The sequence below is a fragment of the Agromyces selenitireducens genome (assembly GCF_052748465.2).
The window spans coordinates 3,910,494-3,924,280 of record NZ_CM188259.1 but is presented as its reverse complement, the minus strand read 5'-3'; the positions used below and the strand labels follow the sequence as shown (position 1 = coordinate 3,924,280).

Here is a 13,787-nt window from a genome sequence, read left to right as displayed (position 1 = left end):
GGCTAGAGGCGCATCTCGTACACGACCGCGTCGTCGGTGCGCGACACCTCGGCGAGGCCTGCCTGCTCGAGTACGCGGCGTGCGGGGAGGTTGGCGATCTCGCATTCGGCGCGCGCGATCGTCGCACCAGTGGAGCGGATGAGGGCGAGGGCCTCGGCGACGACGTCGCGCGAGAGGCCGTCGCCGCGAACGGCGGGAACCAGGCCGAACCCGAACTCGACCGCGCCGTGCTCGTCGGGAGGGCCGAAGAGGTTCACGCCCCCGATCGCCGCGCCGTCCTCCGCTCCCCCGTCGGCGCGACGGACGAGGTACGGACCGAAGGGCGCGGGGTCGCCGTTGCGCCGCACGGCTCGGACGTACTCGGCGAGGAGCTCGGGCTCGTCGGTGAACGAGTAGCCGCCCTCCCAGCCGTCGAGGGGGTCGACGTCGCCGGCGAGCAGGCGCTCGGCGTCGGAGACGGTGAACGGGTGCAGGGTGATTCGGGTCGTGGCGATTTCCACGGCTGACACTCTGGCATGGACCACCGTCGTTCGGAAGTGCCGTCCACAACTCGGCGTCACGGCGGGAAACCGCGCGAGGGCCGCTACTGGTTTTGACAATCATTATCAATAGCGGATACCGTAGTGGCATGCCCGCCGCTTCGAACCGTCGCATCCACCTGCTCGTGCCCGCCCTCGCCGCGGCATCCGTCACCGTGCTCGCGGGCTGCGCGACCGGTGGCGACACCGCCGCCGACGGCACGCCGGCCGTCGTCGCCACGACGACCCAGGTGGCCGACTTCACGCGCGAGGTCGGGGGAGAGGCCGTAGAGGTGACGGCGCTGCTCGAGCCCGGGCAGAGCGCCCACTCGTTCGACCCGTCGGCGGCGCAGCTGCTCGCGCTCGGCGAGGCCGACGCGCTGGTCGTGAACGGCGCCGGCCTCGAGAGCTGGCTCGACGACGCCATCGCCGCGTCCGGATTCGACGGTGCGCTCATCGACGCGAGCACGGGCATCGAGCTCGAGTCGACGGAGGACGTGCACGACGACCAGCACGCCGAGGACGTGCACGACGACGAGCACGCCGAGGACGAGCACGCCGACGACGAGCACGCCGAGGACGAGCACGCCCATGGCGGAGGCAACCCGCACATCTGGACCGACCCGCACCTCGCGGCCGAGATGGTCGAGAACATCGCCGACGGCCTCGCCGAGCTCGACGACGTCGACGCCGGGGAGATCCGCGCGGCCGAGGAGGAGTACCTGACCCAGCTCGAGGCGCTCGACGAGTGGATCCACGAGAACGTCGAGCAGGTGCCCGCCGAGCAGCGCCTCCTCGTGACCAACCACGACGCGTTCACGTACTTCCTCGACGCGTACGACGTGACATTCGTCGGCAGCGTCATCCCGAGCTTCGACGACAATGCCGAGCCCAGCGCGGCCGAGATCGACGCGCTCGTCGAGCGGATCCGCGAGACGGGCGTCGAGGCCGTGTTCTCCGAGGCGTCCATCTCGCCCAAGGCGGCCGAGACGATCGCGGCCGAGGCGGACGTGACGGTGTACTCGGGCGAGGACGCGCTCTACGGCGATTCGCTGGGACAGCCCGGAAGCGAGGGCGAGACCTACCTCGGCAGCCAGATCCACAACGCCCGGCTGATCCTCGAGTCGTGGGGCGTCGAGCCTTCCGCGCTGCCCGCCGTGCTGGGAGGATGACCGCATGACCGATGGCGCTCCCGAACCCGTGCTCACGATGCGCGGGGCCGCCTTCCGGCACCCCGGCGGCGCAGGCGTCTCGGGCCTGCGCTTCCGCGTGCGGCCGGGGGAGGCCGTGGCGGTGATCGGTCCGAACGGGGCCGGCAAGTCCACGCTGCTGCGCGGCATCCTCGGTCTCGTGCCGCTCGTCGAGGGCGAGATGCGCTTCGGCGGGCGAACGGATGCCGCAGACGGCATGATCGGCTTCCTGCCCCAGTCCGCCGACATCGACCCCGACTTCCCGATCAGTCTCGCCCAGGTCGTGATGCAGGGGCGCTACCGGCGCCTCGGCCTGTTCCGCTGGCCCGGACGCCACGACCGCGAGGCCGTGCGGCACGCGCTCGAGACCGTCGGCCTCGCCGACCTCGAGCACCGCCGGTTCGGCGAGCTGTCCGGCGGGCAGCGCCAGCGCGGACTCCTCGCCCGCGCCCTCGCGTCGGAACCGCGGCTCCTGCTGCTCGACGAGCCGTTCAACGGCCTCGACCAGCCCAACCGCGAGGCGCTCATCGAGACGCTGCACACCCTCAAGGCCCAGGGCGTCGCGGTGATCGTCTCGACGCACGACCTCGAGCTCGCGCGCACCGTGTGCGACACGGCGCTCCTGGTCAACGGCGAGCAGGTCGGCTGCGGGCGCGTCGACGAGGTGCTCACGCTCGAGAACGTGCAGCAGTGCTTCGAGGGCGTCGAGGTCGAGATCGACGAGCACACGCTCGTCGTGCCCGGCCACGAGGGGCATTGATGCCGCTTCGGGAATGGTCGCGGGGGAGTGGGCCGCGATGAGCATCACCGACGCGCTCATCGGCGCCTACGCACTGCCCTTCATGGGCCGCGCCCTCCTCGTGCTGCTCGTGCTGGCCGTCGTCGCGGGCGTCGTGGGCGTCCTCGTCAACCTGCGCGGGCTCGAGTTCATCAGCGACGGGCTCACGCACGCCGTGTTCCCGGGTCTCGCGATCGGCCTCGCCGTGGCCGGCACCGCGGGACTCGTCCCGGGGGCGGCGATCGCGGCGCTCGCGGGCGCAGTCGCCCTCACCTTCCTCATGCGGGCCGGCATCGCGTCCGATGCGGCCGTCGCGGTCGTGCTCACCGCGACCTTCAGCGTCGGCGTGCTCGTGGTCTCGCGCGGGACCGACTACGCGTCCGCGCTCGAGGAGCTGCTGTTCGGCCGGGTGCTGACCATCGCCCCGGTCGACGTGCTGCCGCTCGTGCTCGTGTCGCTCGCCGCCGCGACGATGGTGGGCGTGACGCTCAAGCAGCAGCTGTTCCGCGCGTTCGATCCGGGTGCCAGCCGGGCGGCCGGCGACCGCGGACTCGTGCTCGACCTGGTCCTGAACTCGGCGATCGCACTGGTGGTCGTCGCAGGATCGAGCACGGTGGGGGCGCTCCTCGTACTGGCCCTGCTCATCGTGCCGGGCGCCGCGGCGCGCCTCGTGACCCGACGGCTCTGGTGGCTGTTCCCCGCGGCAGCGGCGGTCGGCGCGGTCAGCGCCTGGCTCGGCCTGTCAGCCGGCTTCGCGATCTCGGTCGGCGCGGGCGTCGACCTCCCCGCAGGCAGTACCGTCGTCGGCGTCTTCGTGCTCGTGTACGCGATCATCCTTGCGGTGCGACTCGCGGTCGACCGGGCGGCGGCGCCGCGGCGGGCCGCGCAGGGCACGCCTCCGGCGGCGGAAGGCGTCGCGCGCAACGCGGGGGAGGGCTGATGGGGTACTTCGAACGCGCCCTGCTCGCCGCGGTCGTCATCGGCGCCGGCGCCGGATTCGTCGGGTCGCTCGTCGTGCTCCGGCGCCGCACCTTCTTCGCGCAGGCGCTCACGCACGCCACCTACCCCGGTGCGGTGCTCGCGGCGGCGCTCGGCGTGAGCGTGCCGCTCGGGGCGGCCGTGGCATCCGTCGTCATCGTGGGGATCATGACCGCGATCGCCCGGGTGCGCCACCAGGGTGCGCAGGTCGCCGCGGGCATCGTCCTCACGGGAGGCTTCGCGCTCGGTGCGCTCCTGCAGTCGGTGATCCCCGGGCTGCCCGTGCAGCCCGAGTCGCTGCTCGTCGGATCGATCCTGACGGTGAGCGACGCCGACATCGTGCTCGCGGCCGTCGTGCTCGCGGCATCCGTCGTCGTCGTCGTCGCGTTCGGCACGCGCATCGTGTTCTCGACGTTCGATCAGGCGGGCTACCGCGCCGCGGGTTTCCGCGAATGGCCGGTCGAGCTGCTCGTGCTCGGGCTCACCGCGGCATCCGTCGTCAGCTCGCTTCCCGCCGTCGGCGCGATCCTGGCCATCGCGCTGCTCGCCGCGCCCGCCGCGGCCGCCCGGATCGTGATGCCGACCTTTCGCGGGGTCCTCGTCGTCGCCCCGGTCATCGGCGCCGCATCGGGGGTGATCGGCGTGCTCGTGTCGCGGTACGCGGCCGTCGCCGCCGGACCGTCGATCGTGCTCGCCGCCACGGCGTTCCTGCTCATCGCGCTGGGCGGCTCCAAGCTGCGGCGGCTACCCTCGAGGCGGGCTCCCATCCCCGTGGAGACCGCGGAGGACGCACGGATCGCATGAAACGCAACACCTGGCAGCGCGAAGCGGTGCGCGAGGCACTCGACGCCACCGATGGGTTCATCAGCGCGCAGGCGCTGCACTCGGCGCTGCACGCGAGCGGCTCGCCCATCGGGCTCGCGACCGTCTATCGCGCGCTCGGCGACCTCACCGCGAGCGGCGATGCCGACAGCCTGCAGTCGCCCGACGGCGAGGCGATCTACCGCGCGTGCAGCACCGGCCATCACCACCACCTGATCTGCCGCAACTGCGGGCTCACGGTCGAGATCGCCGCCGACGAGGTGGAGGCCTGGGCCAAGCGCATCGCCGGCGAGCACGGCTTCACGCGCGCCGCGCACGTCGTCGACGTCTTCGGCCTCTGCGCGGAGTGCTCGCGCGCGCTCGACGCGGACGCGTGACGGCGCGCGGCACCCGGCCGGGCGCCGCGCGATGAGCGTCACGCCAAGCGCTCGAATGACCGCAGGTGGTTCTCCGAGCCCGCGAGCAGTCGCTCGAGCACGCCGACGACGTCGGCCTCGTCCTCGGCCGCGATGGCCGCACCGAGGTCGGCGATGTCCTTCTCCTCGATCGTGATCCCGACGTCGATCGCGTCGTCGAGGCTCCGGGTTCCGCGGGCGACCAGCTCGTCGTAGAGGGCCTGCAGCGCGGGGTCGGTGAAGACGCCGACCTCGGACGCGCGCGGGTCCTCGATGTCGCGCTCCTCGAGCAGCGGCGCGACCAGGTCCTGGTGCGTCAGCTCGCTCGCGGCGATGTTGGAGAACACCTTCGTGCCCCACTGGTCGGCGAGTGTCACGTACACGTCGTGCGCGAGCTTCTCCTCCTCGATCAGGAAGAGCAGGGCGGTCGTGGTGTCGTACGCGTCGGGTGCGGCGTCCGCGTCGGCTGCCTCGGGCGCCTCGCCCGCCTCGCCCGCGGCCGCTTCCGCGTCGTCACGCGACGCCGACGTGGCCGTCACGCTCGATGCGACGTCGTCCGGGTCGTCGCCGGTCGATGCGGCGATGACGCCGCCGATGCCGGCGACGGCGACGAGGCCTCCGACGATGCCGGCGGCGAGTGCGATGCGCGTGTCCATGGGTCCCCCGAAGTGCTCCGTGGCCCGGTGGATCCGCCATCCGGGCCGTCTGCCACCACGGTAGGGCAATACCCCGGGGGTATGCATGGATCATAGGAACCCCATGGGCGACTCGGGGCAGCCGCCCAGTCGGGGTTGGTCAAAACCCCCGGTCAGGGCCGGGGGGAGGGGTTTCGATTCGACATCCCCCGTGCCACGTGGATACCGTGGTCGACGGTCCAGGACGGACCATGACGCCCCAGTCCGCGCCCCCGACGCACCGGCTCACGCCACTGTCGGGGTCGTACGGTTCCGCGTGTGGCATCCGATCCCGATGACCGGATGCGCTGGATCGCGGCGCTCGCTCCGGCACCCCCAGTTCGCCGCCGGAGCTCGAAGCCCCGCCTCCCGGATCGCACGGAACCCGGCCGTGACCATGAGCACGCTCCTGCACAGGCCGCCGCACTGCGGCCGCGTCGGCGTGAGCGTGCGACGGAGTCCTGCTTCATGCCCGAACCCCGCGTGACCCCTGCCGAACCCCGCGTGACCCCCGCCGAACCCCGCGTGACCCCCGCCGAACCGGACGCGACCACCGCGGCATCCGTCGCCCCCGACCCCGCATCGAACGAGGCGCCCCGACCCGACGGCCCGCCCGCCCTCGAGGTGCGGAACCTCACCCGGTTCTTCGGCCGCCGACCCGCCGAGGCCCTGTCGCGGCTCCGTGACGGCGCGACCCGTGCCGAGGTCGCCGACCTCGGCACCGCGGCGGTCGTCGACGCCGACTTCGATGTGCGCCGCGGCGAGATCTTCGTCGTGATGGGACTGTCGGGCTCCGGCAAGTCGACGCTCATCCGCATGCTCAACGGCCTGCTCGAGCCCACGGCCGGCTCGGTGAAGGTGATGGGCGAGTCCATGACCGGCGTCTCGCCGAAGCGCCTCCGCGCCGTGCGACGCGACCACGTCTCGATGGTGTTCCAGCACTTCGCGCTGCTGCCGCATCGCACGGTCCTCGACAACGCCGCCTACGGCCTCGAGATCCAGGGCGTGGATGCCGCGGAGCGCCGTGAGCGCGCCGCGCGCGTCCTCGAGCGCGTGGGCCTCGGCGGCTGGGGCGACAAGCTCCCGTCCGAGCTCTCCGGGGGCATGCAGCAGCGCGTGGGCCTCGCCCGCGCGCTCGCCGCGGACACCGACATCCTGCTCATGGACGAGGCCTTCTCGGCGCTCGACCCCCTGATCCGCCGCGAGATGCAGGAGCAGCTCGTCGAGCTGCAGCAGGAACTCGGCAAGACCATCGTCTTCATCACGCACGACCTCAACGAGGCCATGTTCCTCGGCGACCGCATCGCGGTCATGCGCGACGGCCGCATCGTGCAGCTCGGCACCGCCGAGGAGATCCTCACCGACCCCGCCGACGACTACGTGGCCCAGTTCGTGCAGGATGTCGATCGCGCCCGCGTGCTCACCGCCGGCAACGTGATGGAGGCGCCGCGCGCCGTCGTGTCGTCGTCTGCGGGACCGCGTGCCGCACTGCGCGTCATGCGCGACCTGCAGACCTCGACCGTCTTCGTGGTCGCGCCGGGCCGGCGACTCCTCGGCGTCGCCCAGGACCGCGACGTGCTGCGCCTCGTGCAGCGCGGCGAGAAGCGGCTCGACGAGGCGGTGCGGGACATCACCACGGTCGGGCTCGACGAGCAGCTCGCCGACCTGCTCGGCAGCTCGGTCGAGCAGGAGGTGCCGCTCGCGGTCGTCGACGACCGCGAGCGCCTGGTCGGCGTGGTGCCGCGCGTGACGCTGCTCGCTGCGCTCGGCAACGTGCCCCCGACGACCGACGAGTTCGCCGCGGTGCCCCCCGCGACGGTCCCGATCGCGGTCATCACCGCGACGCTGCAGCGCACCGAGCCGATCGAACTCGACCCGGCGCCCGGCCTCGAGGCGGCGATCGCCGTGCCCGAGCCCGAGTCCGAGCCGCTGCTCGTGCCGCCGGGCGCCGCAGCGGCCGTCGAGCCTGCCGCGCCGGCCGACGAGGCCGTCGAGCCCGCCGCATCCGCCCCCGAACCCGCCGCCGCGATCGAAGGGAGCCGCGCATGAACGAGTTCCGCCTGCCGCTCGGCGAGATCGCCGAGGCCGTCATCGACGTGCTGACCGACGCGCTCGCCGGCTTCTTCGCCGTGATCCGCGCCGTGTTCGCCGGGTTCTACGACCTCGTCGACCTCGTGCTCTCCGCGCCGCCGTTCTGGGCGGTCATCGTCGCGATCGCCGCGCTCGCGTGGTTCGCCAAGGGCTGGAAGCTGGCCCTCGGCACCGTGCTCGGCCTCCTCGTGATCGTGGGGGTCGACCAGTGGGAGAACGCGATGGACACGCTCGCGCTGGTGCTCGTCTCGAGCGCCATCGCGGTCGCGATCTCGATCCCGCTCGGCATCCTGGCCGCGCGCAGCGACGTCGCCTCCCGCGTCATCCGCCCGGTGCTCGACTTCATGCAGACGATGCCCGCGTTCGTGTACCTCATCCCCGCGCTGATCCTGTTCCGAGTGGGCGTGGTGCCCGGCATCGTCGCGACCATCGTGTTCGCGATGGCGCCCGGCGTCCGGCTCACCGAGCTCGGCATCCGCGGCGTCGACCGCGAGGTCGTCGAGGCCGGGCACGCGTTCGGCTCGTCGCCGTGGCGCATCCTCCGCCAGATCCAGCTGCCGCTCGCGATGCCGTCGATCATGGCCGGCGTCAACCAGGTCATCATGCTCTCGCTGTCGATGGTCGTCATCGCCGGCATGGTCGGCGCGGGCGGACTCGGCGGCGACGTGGTGCAGTCGCTCACGCGCATCGACGTCGGCCTCGGCTTCGAGGCGGGCCTGTCGGTCGTGATCCTCGCGATCGTGCTCGACCGCATCACCAGCGGGCTCGGCGGGCGTGCGCGGCCGCGTGCGGGCTCGCTCCTGCGCCGGTCGTCGACGACGAAGGCGACGGATGCCGCGGCCGAGCCGGCCGCGAACGACGCCGCGCCCGAGCCGGCCCGCGCCACCGCCTGACCCGACCAGCAACCCGAGACCACGGGCGCCGGCACCCCCGCGCCCGCGAATCCCGCATGCACCCATGCGGACACCCGATCACCCGCGACACAGCAACGCGGGAGGAAAGGAAACACCACCCATGCAGAAGAACACCCTGCGCTCCACGCTCGCCCTCGGAGCCGTCGCCGCGCTCGCCCTCACCGGCTGCTCTGCCGGCGCGGACGAGGCCGACACCCTCGAGAACGGCGACCGGAAGGATGTCACCATCGCCGTGTTCAACGGCTGGGACGAGGGCATCGCCGCGAGCGAGCTCTGGAAGGCCATCCTCGAGGAGGAGGGTTACGACGTCGAGCTCGAGTACGCCGACCCCGCGCCCGTCTACCAGGGCCTCAGCGACGACGACTACGACGTGACGCTCGACACCTGGCTGCCGATCACGCACGCCGACTACATCGAGCAGTACGGCGACGACATGGTGGACCTCGGCGCCTGGAACGAGGACGCCAAGCTCACCATCGCCGTAAACGAGGACGCCCCCGTCGACACGCTCGAGGAGCTCGCCGAGAACGCCGACGCGTTCGACAACCGCCTCGTCGGCATCGAGCCCGGCTCGGGCCTGAACCGGGTGACGACCGACGAGGTCATCCCGACCTACGGCCTCGACGGCATGGACTACCTCACCTCGTCGACCCCCGCGATGCTCTCCGAGCTGACCGCGGCGACCGACGCGGGCGAGAACATCGCCGTCACGCTGTGGCGCCCGCACTGGGCCTACGACGCGTTCCCGCTGAAGGACCTCGAGGACCCGCAGGGCACGCTCGGCGACGCCGAGGGCATCCACTCGTTCGGCGGCAAGAGCTTCGAGGAGACGCACCCGACGCTCGCCGGCTGGCTGCGCGACTTCGAGATGGACAGCGACCTGCTGTACTCGCTCGAGAACGTCATGTTCAACGAGAACGACACCGACGACTACGGCCCCATCGTGGAGCAGTGGATCGCCGACAACCAGGAGTACGTCGACGCGTTGACCTCCTGAGGTCCGGCCGCGCCGTGACGGCGCGATGAGTCGAGCGGATGCCGCGGGCGCACGTCGTGCCCGCGGCATCCGCTTCGTCGTTCGCGGGGTCCTCCGGCTCAGAGTCGTGCGATGCCGGTGCCGATGATCGCGGCGGCGATCACGACCAGGATGACGCTCGTGACCACGGGTCCGTTCCGCATGAGCCAGTCCTGCGCGTCGCGGAGGCGCGGCTCCGCTCGGGCCGGCGCGGCCAGGGTCGCGATGATGGGGACCGCGACGGTCGACGCGGCGATGATCGTGTAGATGCCGACGGCGACCGCCGACTCGCCGAGCGAGAGCCCCTCGGCATGGATCGCGAGGCCCGCGGCGATCGCGAGGAGGAGGCCCTTCGGCCGGACGTTCAGGATCAACGCGAGTCCGAATGCCGACCACGGTCCGATCGTCCCCACGGAGTGCAGCCACGGGGGCATGGCGGTCGGAGCGTTCCGGCGTCGGCGTCGCAGCGTCGCGACGGCGACGACGACCAACGCGACGCCGACCAGGATCTCGGCGATTCCGATCGCCGGATCCGGTCGCTGGGACGACCGGGATGCCGGCACCGCCCGGGCGGCGAGGGAGCAGATCGAGACGACGAGCGCGATCCCGATGACCCATCCGATGAGGAACGGCAGCGCCGATCGCCTTGGTCCGGGTGAGAGCAGGATCAGCAGCGTGGCCGTGATGGGCACCGAGCTGAGGGCGAGCGCCACCGCGATGGGGAGGAGCTGTCCGATGACCTGCAGCATCGCCGGTCCCGCCGGTCAGCCGGAGTGCGGTCGTGATCGCTCGGATCGCCGCGCGGCGCGGGCCGCCTTCACCTCGGCGTCGGCCGCGGACATGGATTGCTTCGCCGTGTCGAGGTCGCCGAGGAGCGGCCGGATCCACGTCATCGACGGGTTGGTGTCCACGAGGATCACACGGACCAGGAGGGTGAGCGGAATCGCGAGGATGGCTCCGACCGGCCCGATGACCACGGCCCAGAACAGCACGGAGAAGAAGGTGATGCTCTGGCTGAGGGCGACGGCGTTGCCGACGACTCTCGGCTGGACCACGGACTGCACGCCGGCGTTGACGATGCCGTAGATCACGATGACCGCGATCACCGTCGGCCAGCCGCCGACCAGGCCGCCGAAGATGATCGGCGGGACGATCGCGATGAAGTAGCCGATGTTGGGGATGAAGCTGCAGAGGAACGACAGCAGACCCCAGATGAACGCCCCGGGCACCCCGAGCAGCACGAGCGCCAGCCAGTTCAGCACGCCCTGGACGAGACCGAGCAGCGTGGTGACGACCATGTACCGGCGTACGCCCGATGCATAGCCGGACAGTGCGGTGGCGACGAGCGGACGCTGGGGGCGGAGTTGTCGCAGCAAGGTGGGAAGGAACGCCGCGTCCATCGCCATCAGCAGCAGCATGGTCAGGATGATCACGAGCAGCGTGATCCACCCGGTGAGCCCGCCCACGAGTCCGCCCACGAACCCGACGAGCACCGAGGGATCGAAGTCCGAACCCAGGGCGGCGATCTGGTCGGCGGTGATCCCGATCGAACCGAGCCACGACGCGACGTCGCCGATCCACTCCTCGATCTGCGGCTCGAACTGCGGAATCAGCGCGCCGAACTGGCCGAATGCGACCAGTACGGCATAGCCGAAGGCGAGCAGCAGCACGAGCACCGCGAGGATGACCGATCCGGTCGCGAGCCCCCTCGGCACGCCGCGTCGCTCCAACGCGTCTCGGAGGGGGTGGACGCAGATCGTGAGGACGAGCGCGAAGAAGACCGGCGCGAAGATCGAGGAGATCGCCGCGAGCCCGAAGGCCGCGAGCACCGCTCCGCCGAACCCGATCAGGATGAAGGCGTTCCGGTGCACGGGAACTGCGGGAGCCGCCACCTCGGCCGACCTCGATTCGCCCACGATGCCGCCGTCCGCCGCGAGGTCGCGCCCGGCGCGGCGAGCTCCCCACCTCCGTCGATGGTTCACCGCTCCGTCCGAGGCTCCGCGTAGGCGACGTGGACCCGGTCGATGCGGCCCTCGAAGGCGAACGGCATCCGGTCGGCGTAGTGCCGCGACACGGCGCCGCCGTAGGCGCGCCCGATGTCGAGGCAGTCGTTCGCCGAGAAGAGCAGCGGCGCGCTGACCGGCACGGTGCCGGATGCGACCTCGTTCCCGTCGACACGGAGCACGACCTGCAAGGGTCCCCCCGGTCGTGGTTCGACATAGGTCGTCTCGACCTCGATCGTGATGTCGCCCGCGGCGATCGGCGTCGCCGAGGCGATCGTCGTGCGCTGGATCAGGAAGAGGTTGTACTCGTACGTGAGCACGCCGTCGGCGAGGAAGCAGGTGAGCCCTCCACCCGCGCCGCCCAGCTTGTACAGCACGCCGTCGGCCCGATCCGGCAGGTGGACCTGCATGGTGACCGTGTTCGGTCGGTTCCCGAGTGCCGGGGCGCAGAACTCCGGCACGCGCACGGTGTCGCCGCTCAGCTCCCATTCGGTGTAGGGCGTGCTGATGCGGTCCTCGGGGTGCATCACGGCCACCCACAGGCCCCCGCCGATCGGCAGCGCGTCGTTCTTCGCGGCCTCGATCGCGAACAGCTCCTTCAGTTGCGCGAGCTTGTCGGGATGCTCCGACGCGAGGTCGTTCGACTGACTCCAGTCGTGTTCGAGGTCGTAGAGCTCCCATCGATCCTCGTCGGGGGTCCAGGTGCGGATGCCGGGCGGCGCGCCCGGAACCCAGGGCAGGCGGGGTCCGAGCGCCGACGCCATCCATCCGTCGGCGTAGATGGCGCGGCTGCCCATGATCTCGAAGTACTGGGTGCGGCGGCGCCCCGGAGCCTCCGGATCGTCGATCGAGTACGCCAGGCTGACGCCGTCGATCGGATCCTGGGGGATGCCGTTGACGCTGTCGGGGTGCGAGATGCCGAGGATCTCGTAGATCGTCGGCGCGACATCGATGACATGGTGGAACTGCGTGCGCGGCGTCTGATCCGGCTCGATCCGCCCCGGCCACTGCACGAACATCGGGTTGCGCGTCCCGCCGAGATGCGATGCCAGGAGCTTCATGCCCTGGTAGGGCGAGGACCCCGCCCAGGCCCAGGCGGCGTGGTACTGGTTGTCGGTCGCGGGCGTGCCGAGCGCGTCGAGCCCGCCGAGTTCCTCGAGTGCCGCGATGTGCTGGTCGACGGTCGACGGGATCATGTTCTGGGCGAGCAGTTCGCTGATGGTGCCGTTCTGGCCCTCGCCCGACGAGCCGTTGTCGCCCCAGATGTAGATGATGATCGTGTCGTCTGCGTAGCCGAGCCGCTCGACCTCGTCGATGAGGCGCCCGGCCTGCACGTCGGCGTGCTCTCCGAAGCCCGCGGCGACCTCCATCAGGCGCCGCTGGAACGGCTTCTGGTGCTCCGGGATGTCATCCCAGGCCGCCAGGCTCTCCGGGCGCGGGGTCAGCTCGGCGTCGGCGGGGATCCAGCCTGCGGCCTTCGCCCCCTCATGCGCGCGCTCCCGGTAGGCGTCCCAGCCGTCGTCGAACGCTCCGGCGTACTTGTCCGCCCACTCCTTCATGATGTGGTGCGGGCCGTGCAGCGCGCCTGTCGCCCAGTACATGAAGAAGGGCTGGTCGGGCTTCAGCGCCTTGTGGTTCCGCAGCCATGTCATCGCGTCGTCGGCGATGTCCTCGCTGAGGTGGTATCCCTCCTCGGGCGTCTTCGGCGGCAGGACCGACGTGGTGTTGCGCACGAGATTGGGCTCGTACTGGGACGCCTCGCCGGCGAGGAACCCGTAGAAGTACTCGAAGCCGTACCCGGTCGGCCAGCGATCGTAGGGCCCGGCGACGGTGGTCTCCTCGGCGGGCGTGTTGTGCCACTTGCCCCACGCGCCCGTGGCGTACCCGTACTGCCGCAGCACTTCCGCCATGGTCGCGCTGCTCTTGGGGATGTGCCCCGAGTACCCGTCCCAGTCGTTGGCCAGCTCGGCGATCTGTCCGTTCCCCACGCGGTGGTGGTTCCGTCCGGTGAGCAGCGACGCCCGCGTCGGCGAGCACATCGCGGTCGTATGGAACCGGTTGTACCCGACGCCATTGGCCCGCACTCGGTCGAGTGTCGGCGTGCGCACCGCACCGCCGAGGGTGGTCGGCAACGCCGGCCCGGCGTCATCGATCAGGATGATGAGGACGTTCGGCGCATCCGCCGGCAGATGACGCTCCGGCGGCCCGGGGCTGTACGTGGACTCCTGCATCGTGCGTCCCGCCAGGCTGCCCGACGGCGGCGGCGGGAACGGCAGCGTGCGGGCCGGAGGCAGCGGTGGGCCGATCAGCGGGCTGCGTGCGGCGTCGGTCATCGTGTCATCCCCCTCTGCGCCGCATCGGACCCACGCCCGGCAGCGCTGTTCACCCGACGGCGATCGCGATCCACCC

General features: G+C 71.5%; 13 protein-coding genes. 8 read left to right on the top strand and 5 right to left on the bottom strand.

Annotated elements, in window-relative coordinates:
* Positions 1-2 precede the first annotated feature (2 nt).
* Complete coding sequence (locus tag ACULK4_RS18410) at positions 3-500, bottom strand: GNAT family N-acetyltransferase (RefSeq protein ID WP_445963839.1); 498 nt, start codon at positions 498-500, stop codon at positions 3-5.
* A gap of 128 nt (positions 501-628) precedes the next feature.
* On the opposite strand from ACULK4_RS18410, the gene ACULK4_RS18405 reads away from it, so the two are divergent.
* From ACULK4_RS18405 to ACULK4_RS18385, 5 genes are read left to right on the top strand one after another with little or no spacing between them, the layout of a single operon-like run.
* On the top strand, positions 629-1,690 hold the full coding sequence (locus ACULK4_RS18405) for a metal ABC transporter substrate-binding protein (protein WP_445963838.1): 1,062 nt from the start codon (positions 629-631) through the stop codon (positions 1,688-1,690).
* Between the two features lie 4 nt (positions 1,691-1,694).
* Positions 1,695-2,468, top strand: coding sequence for a metal ABC transporter ATP-binding protein (locus tag ACULK4_RS18400; protein ID WP_445963837.1), 774 nt, complete (start codon positions 1,695-1,697; stop codon positions 2,466-2,468).
* 37 nt (positions 2,469-2,505) lie between these two features.
* Positions 2,506-3,426 carry a metal ABC transporter permease gene (locus ACULK4_RS18395; protein ID WP_445963836.1) on the top strand — a complete coding sequence of 307 codons (921 nt, stop codon included), beginning with the start codon at positions 2,506-2,508 and terminating at the stop codon, positions 3,424-3,426.
* Positions 3,426-4,268, top strand: coding sequence for a metal ABC transporter permease (locus ACULK4_RS18390; RefSeq protein ID WP_445963835.1), 843 nt, complete (start codon positions 3,426-3,428; stop codon positions 4,266-4,268). The genes ACULK4_RS18395 and ACULK4_RS18390 overlap by 1 nt, the downstream gene beginning before the upstream one ends.
* Positions 4,265-4,663: a Fur family transcriptional regulator gene (locus ACULK4_RS18385; protein ID WP_445963834.1), complete on the top strand. Its 399-nt coding sequence runs from the start codon at positions 4,265-4,267 to the stop codon at positions 4,661-4,663. The genes ACULK4_RS18390 and ACULK4_RS18385 overlap by 4 nt, the downstream gene beginning before the upstream one ends.
* Positions 4,664-4,701: 38 nt before the next feature.
* Here ACULK4_RS18385 and ACULK4_RS18380 read toward each other — a convergent pair whose 3' ends face one another.
* Positions 4,702-5,337 (bottom strand): DUF2202 domain-containing protein, encoded by a 636-nt coding sequence (locus ACULK4_RS18380; RefSeq protein WP_445963833.1) that lies wholly within the window; start codon positions 5,335-5,337, stop codon positions 4,702-4,704.
* Positions 5,338-5,823: 486 nt separating this feature from the next.
* Here ACULK4_RS18380 and ACULK4_RS18375 point away from each other — a divergent pair, with 486 nt between their 5' ends.
* From ACULK4_RS18375 to ACULK4_RS18365, 3 genes are all read left to right on the top strand, one after another.
* The gene (locus ACULK4_RS18375) at positions 5,824-7,404 is read left to right on the top strand and encodes a quaternary amine ABC transporter ATP-binding protein (protein ID WP_445963832.1); all 1,581 of its coding nucleotides are present in this window, start codon (positions 5,824-5,826) and stop codon (positions 7,402-7,404) included.
* Complete coding sequence (locus tag ACULK4_RS18370; RefSeq protein ID WP_445963831.1) at positions 7,401-8,339, top strand: ABC transporter permease; 939 nt, start codon at positions 7,401-7,403, stop codon at positions 8,337-8,339. Before ACULK4_RS18375 ends, ACULK4_RS18370 begins: the two co-directional genes overlap by 4 nt.
* 121 nt (positions 8,340-8,460) lie before the next feature.
* Positions 8,461-9,357, top strand: a complete 897-nt coding sequence (locus tag ACULK4_RS18365) for a glycine betaine ABC transporter substrate-binding protein (protein ID WP_445963830.1) — start codon at positions 8,461-8,463, stop codon at positions 9,355-9,357.
* Between the two features lie 98 nt (positions 9,358-9,455).
* Here the strand turns inward: ACULK4_RS18365 and ACULK4_RS18360 are convergent, their stop codons facing one another.
* From ACULK4_RS18360 to ACULK4_RS18350, 3 genes are read right to left on the bottom strand one after another with little or no spacing between them, the layout of a single operon-like run.
* The gene (locus ACULK4_RS18360) at positions 9,456-10,124 is read right to left on the bottom strand and encodes a GAP family protein (protein ID WP_445963829.1); all 669 of its coding nucleotides are present in this window, start codon (positions 10,122-10,124) and stop codon (positions 9,456-9,458) included.
* A 15-nt stretch (positions 10,125-10,139) separates the two neighbouring features.
* Entirely contained in the window at positions 10,140-11,357 is a 1,218-nt protein-coding gene (locus ACULK4_RS18355; protein ID WP_445963828.1) for an AI-2E family transporter, read from the bottom strand.
* The gene (locus ACULK4_RS18350) at positions 11,354-13,711 is read right to left on the bottom strand and encodes an arylsulfatase (RefSeq protein WP_445963827.1); all 2,358 of its coding nucleotides are present in this window, start codon (positions 13,709-13,711) and stop codon (positions 11,354-11,356) included. The genes ACULK4_RS18355 and ACULK4_RS18350 overlap by 4 nt, the downstream gene beginning before the upstream one ends.
* Positions 13,712-13,787: the final 76 nt, after the last annotated feature.

Bases quoted from the DNA above. Each gene is read 5' to 3' on its own strand.
- ACULK4_RS18405 (WP_445963838.1), top strand. From the start codon at position 629: ATGCCCGCCGCTTCGAACCGTCGCATCCACCTGCTCGTGCCCGCCCTC.
- ACULK4_RS18400 (WP_445963837.1), top strand. From the start codon at position 1,695: ATGACCGATGGCGCTCCCGAACCCGTGCTCACGATGCGCGGGGCCGCC.
- ACULK4_RS18395 (WP_445963836.1), top strand. From the start codon at position 2,506: ATGAGCATCACCGACGCGCTCATCGGCGCCTACGCACTGCCCTTCATG.
- ACULK4_RS18390 (WP_445963835.1), top strand. From the start codon at position 3,426: ATGGGGTACTTCGAACGCGCCCTGCTCGCCGCGGTCGTCATCGGCGCC.
- ACULK4_RS18385 (WP_445963834.1), top strand. From the start codon at position 4,265: ATGAAACGCAACACCTGGCAGCGCGAAGCGGTGCGCGAGGCACTCGAC.
- ACULK4_RS18380 (WP_445963833.1), bottom strand. From the start codon at position 5,337: ATGGACACGCGCATCGCACTCGCCGCCGGCATCGTCGGAGGCCTCGTC.
- ACULK4_RS18375 (WP_445963832.1), top strand. From the start codon at position 5,824: ATGCCCGAACCCCGCGTGACCCCTGCCGAACCCCGCGTGACCCCCGCC.
- ACULK4_RS18370 (WP_445963831.1), top strand. From the start codon at position 7,401: ATGAACGAGTTCCGCCTGCCGCTCGGCGAGATCGCCGAGGCCGTCATC.
- ACULK4_RS18365 (WP_445963830.1), top strand. From the start codon at position 8,461: ATGCAGAAGAACACCCTGCGCTCCACGCTCGCCCTCGGAGCCGTCGCC.
- ACULK4_RS18360 (WP_445963829.1), bottom strand. From the start codon at position 10,124: ATGCTGCAGGTCATCGGACAGCTCCTCCCCATCGCGGTGGCGCTCGCC.
- ACULK4_RS18350 (WP_445963827.1), bottom strand. From the start codon at position 13,711: ATGACCGACGCCGCACGCAGCCCGCTGATCGGCCCACCGCTGCCTCCG.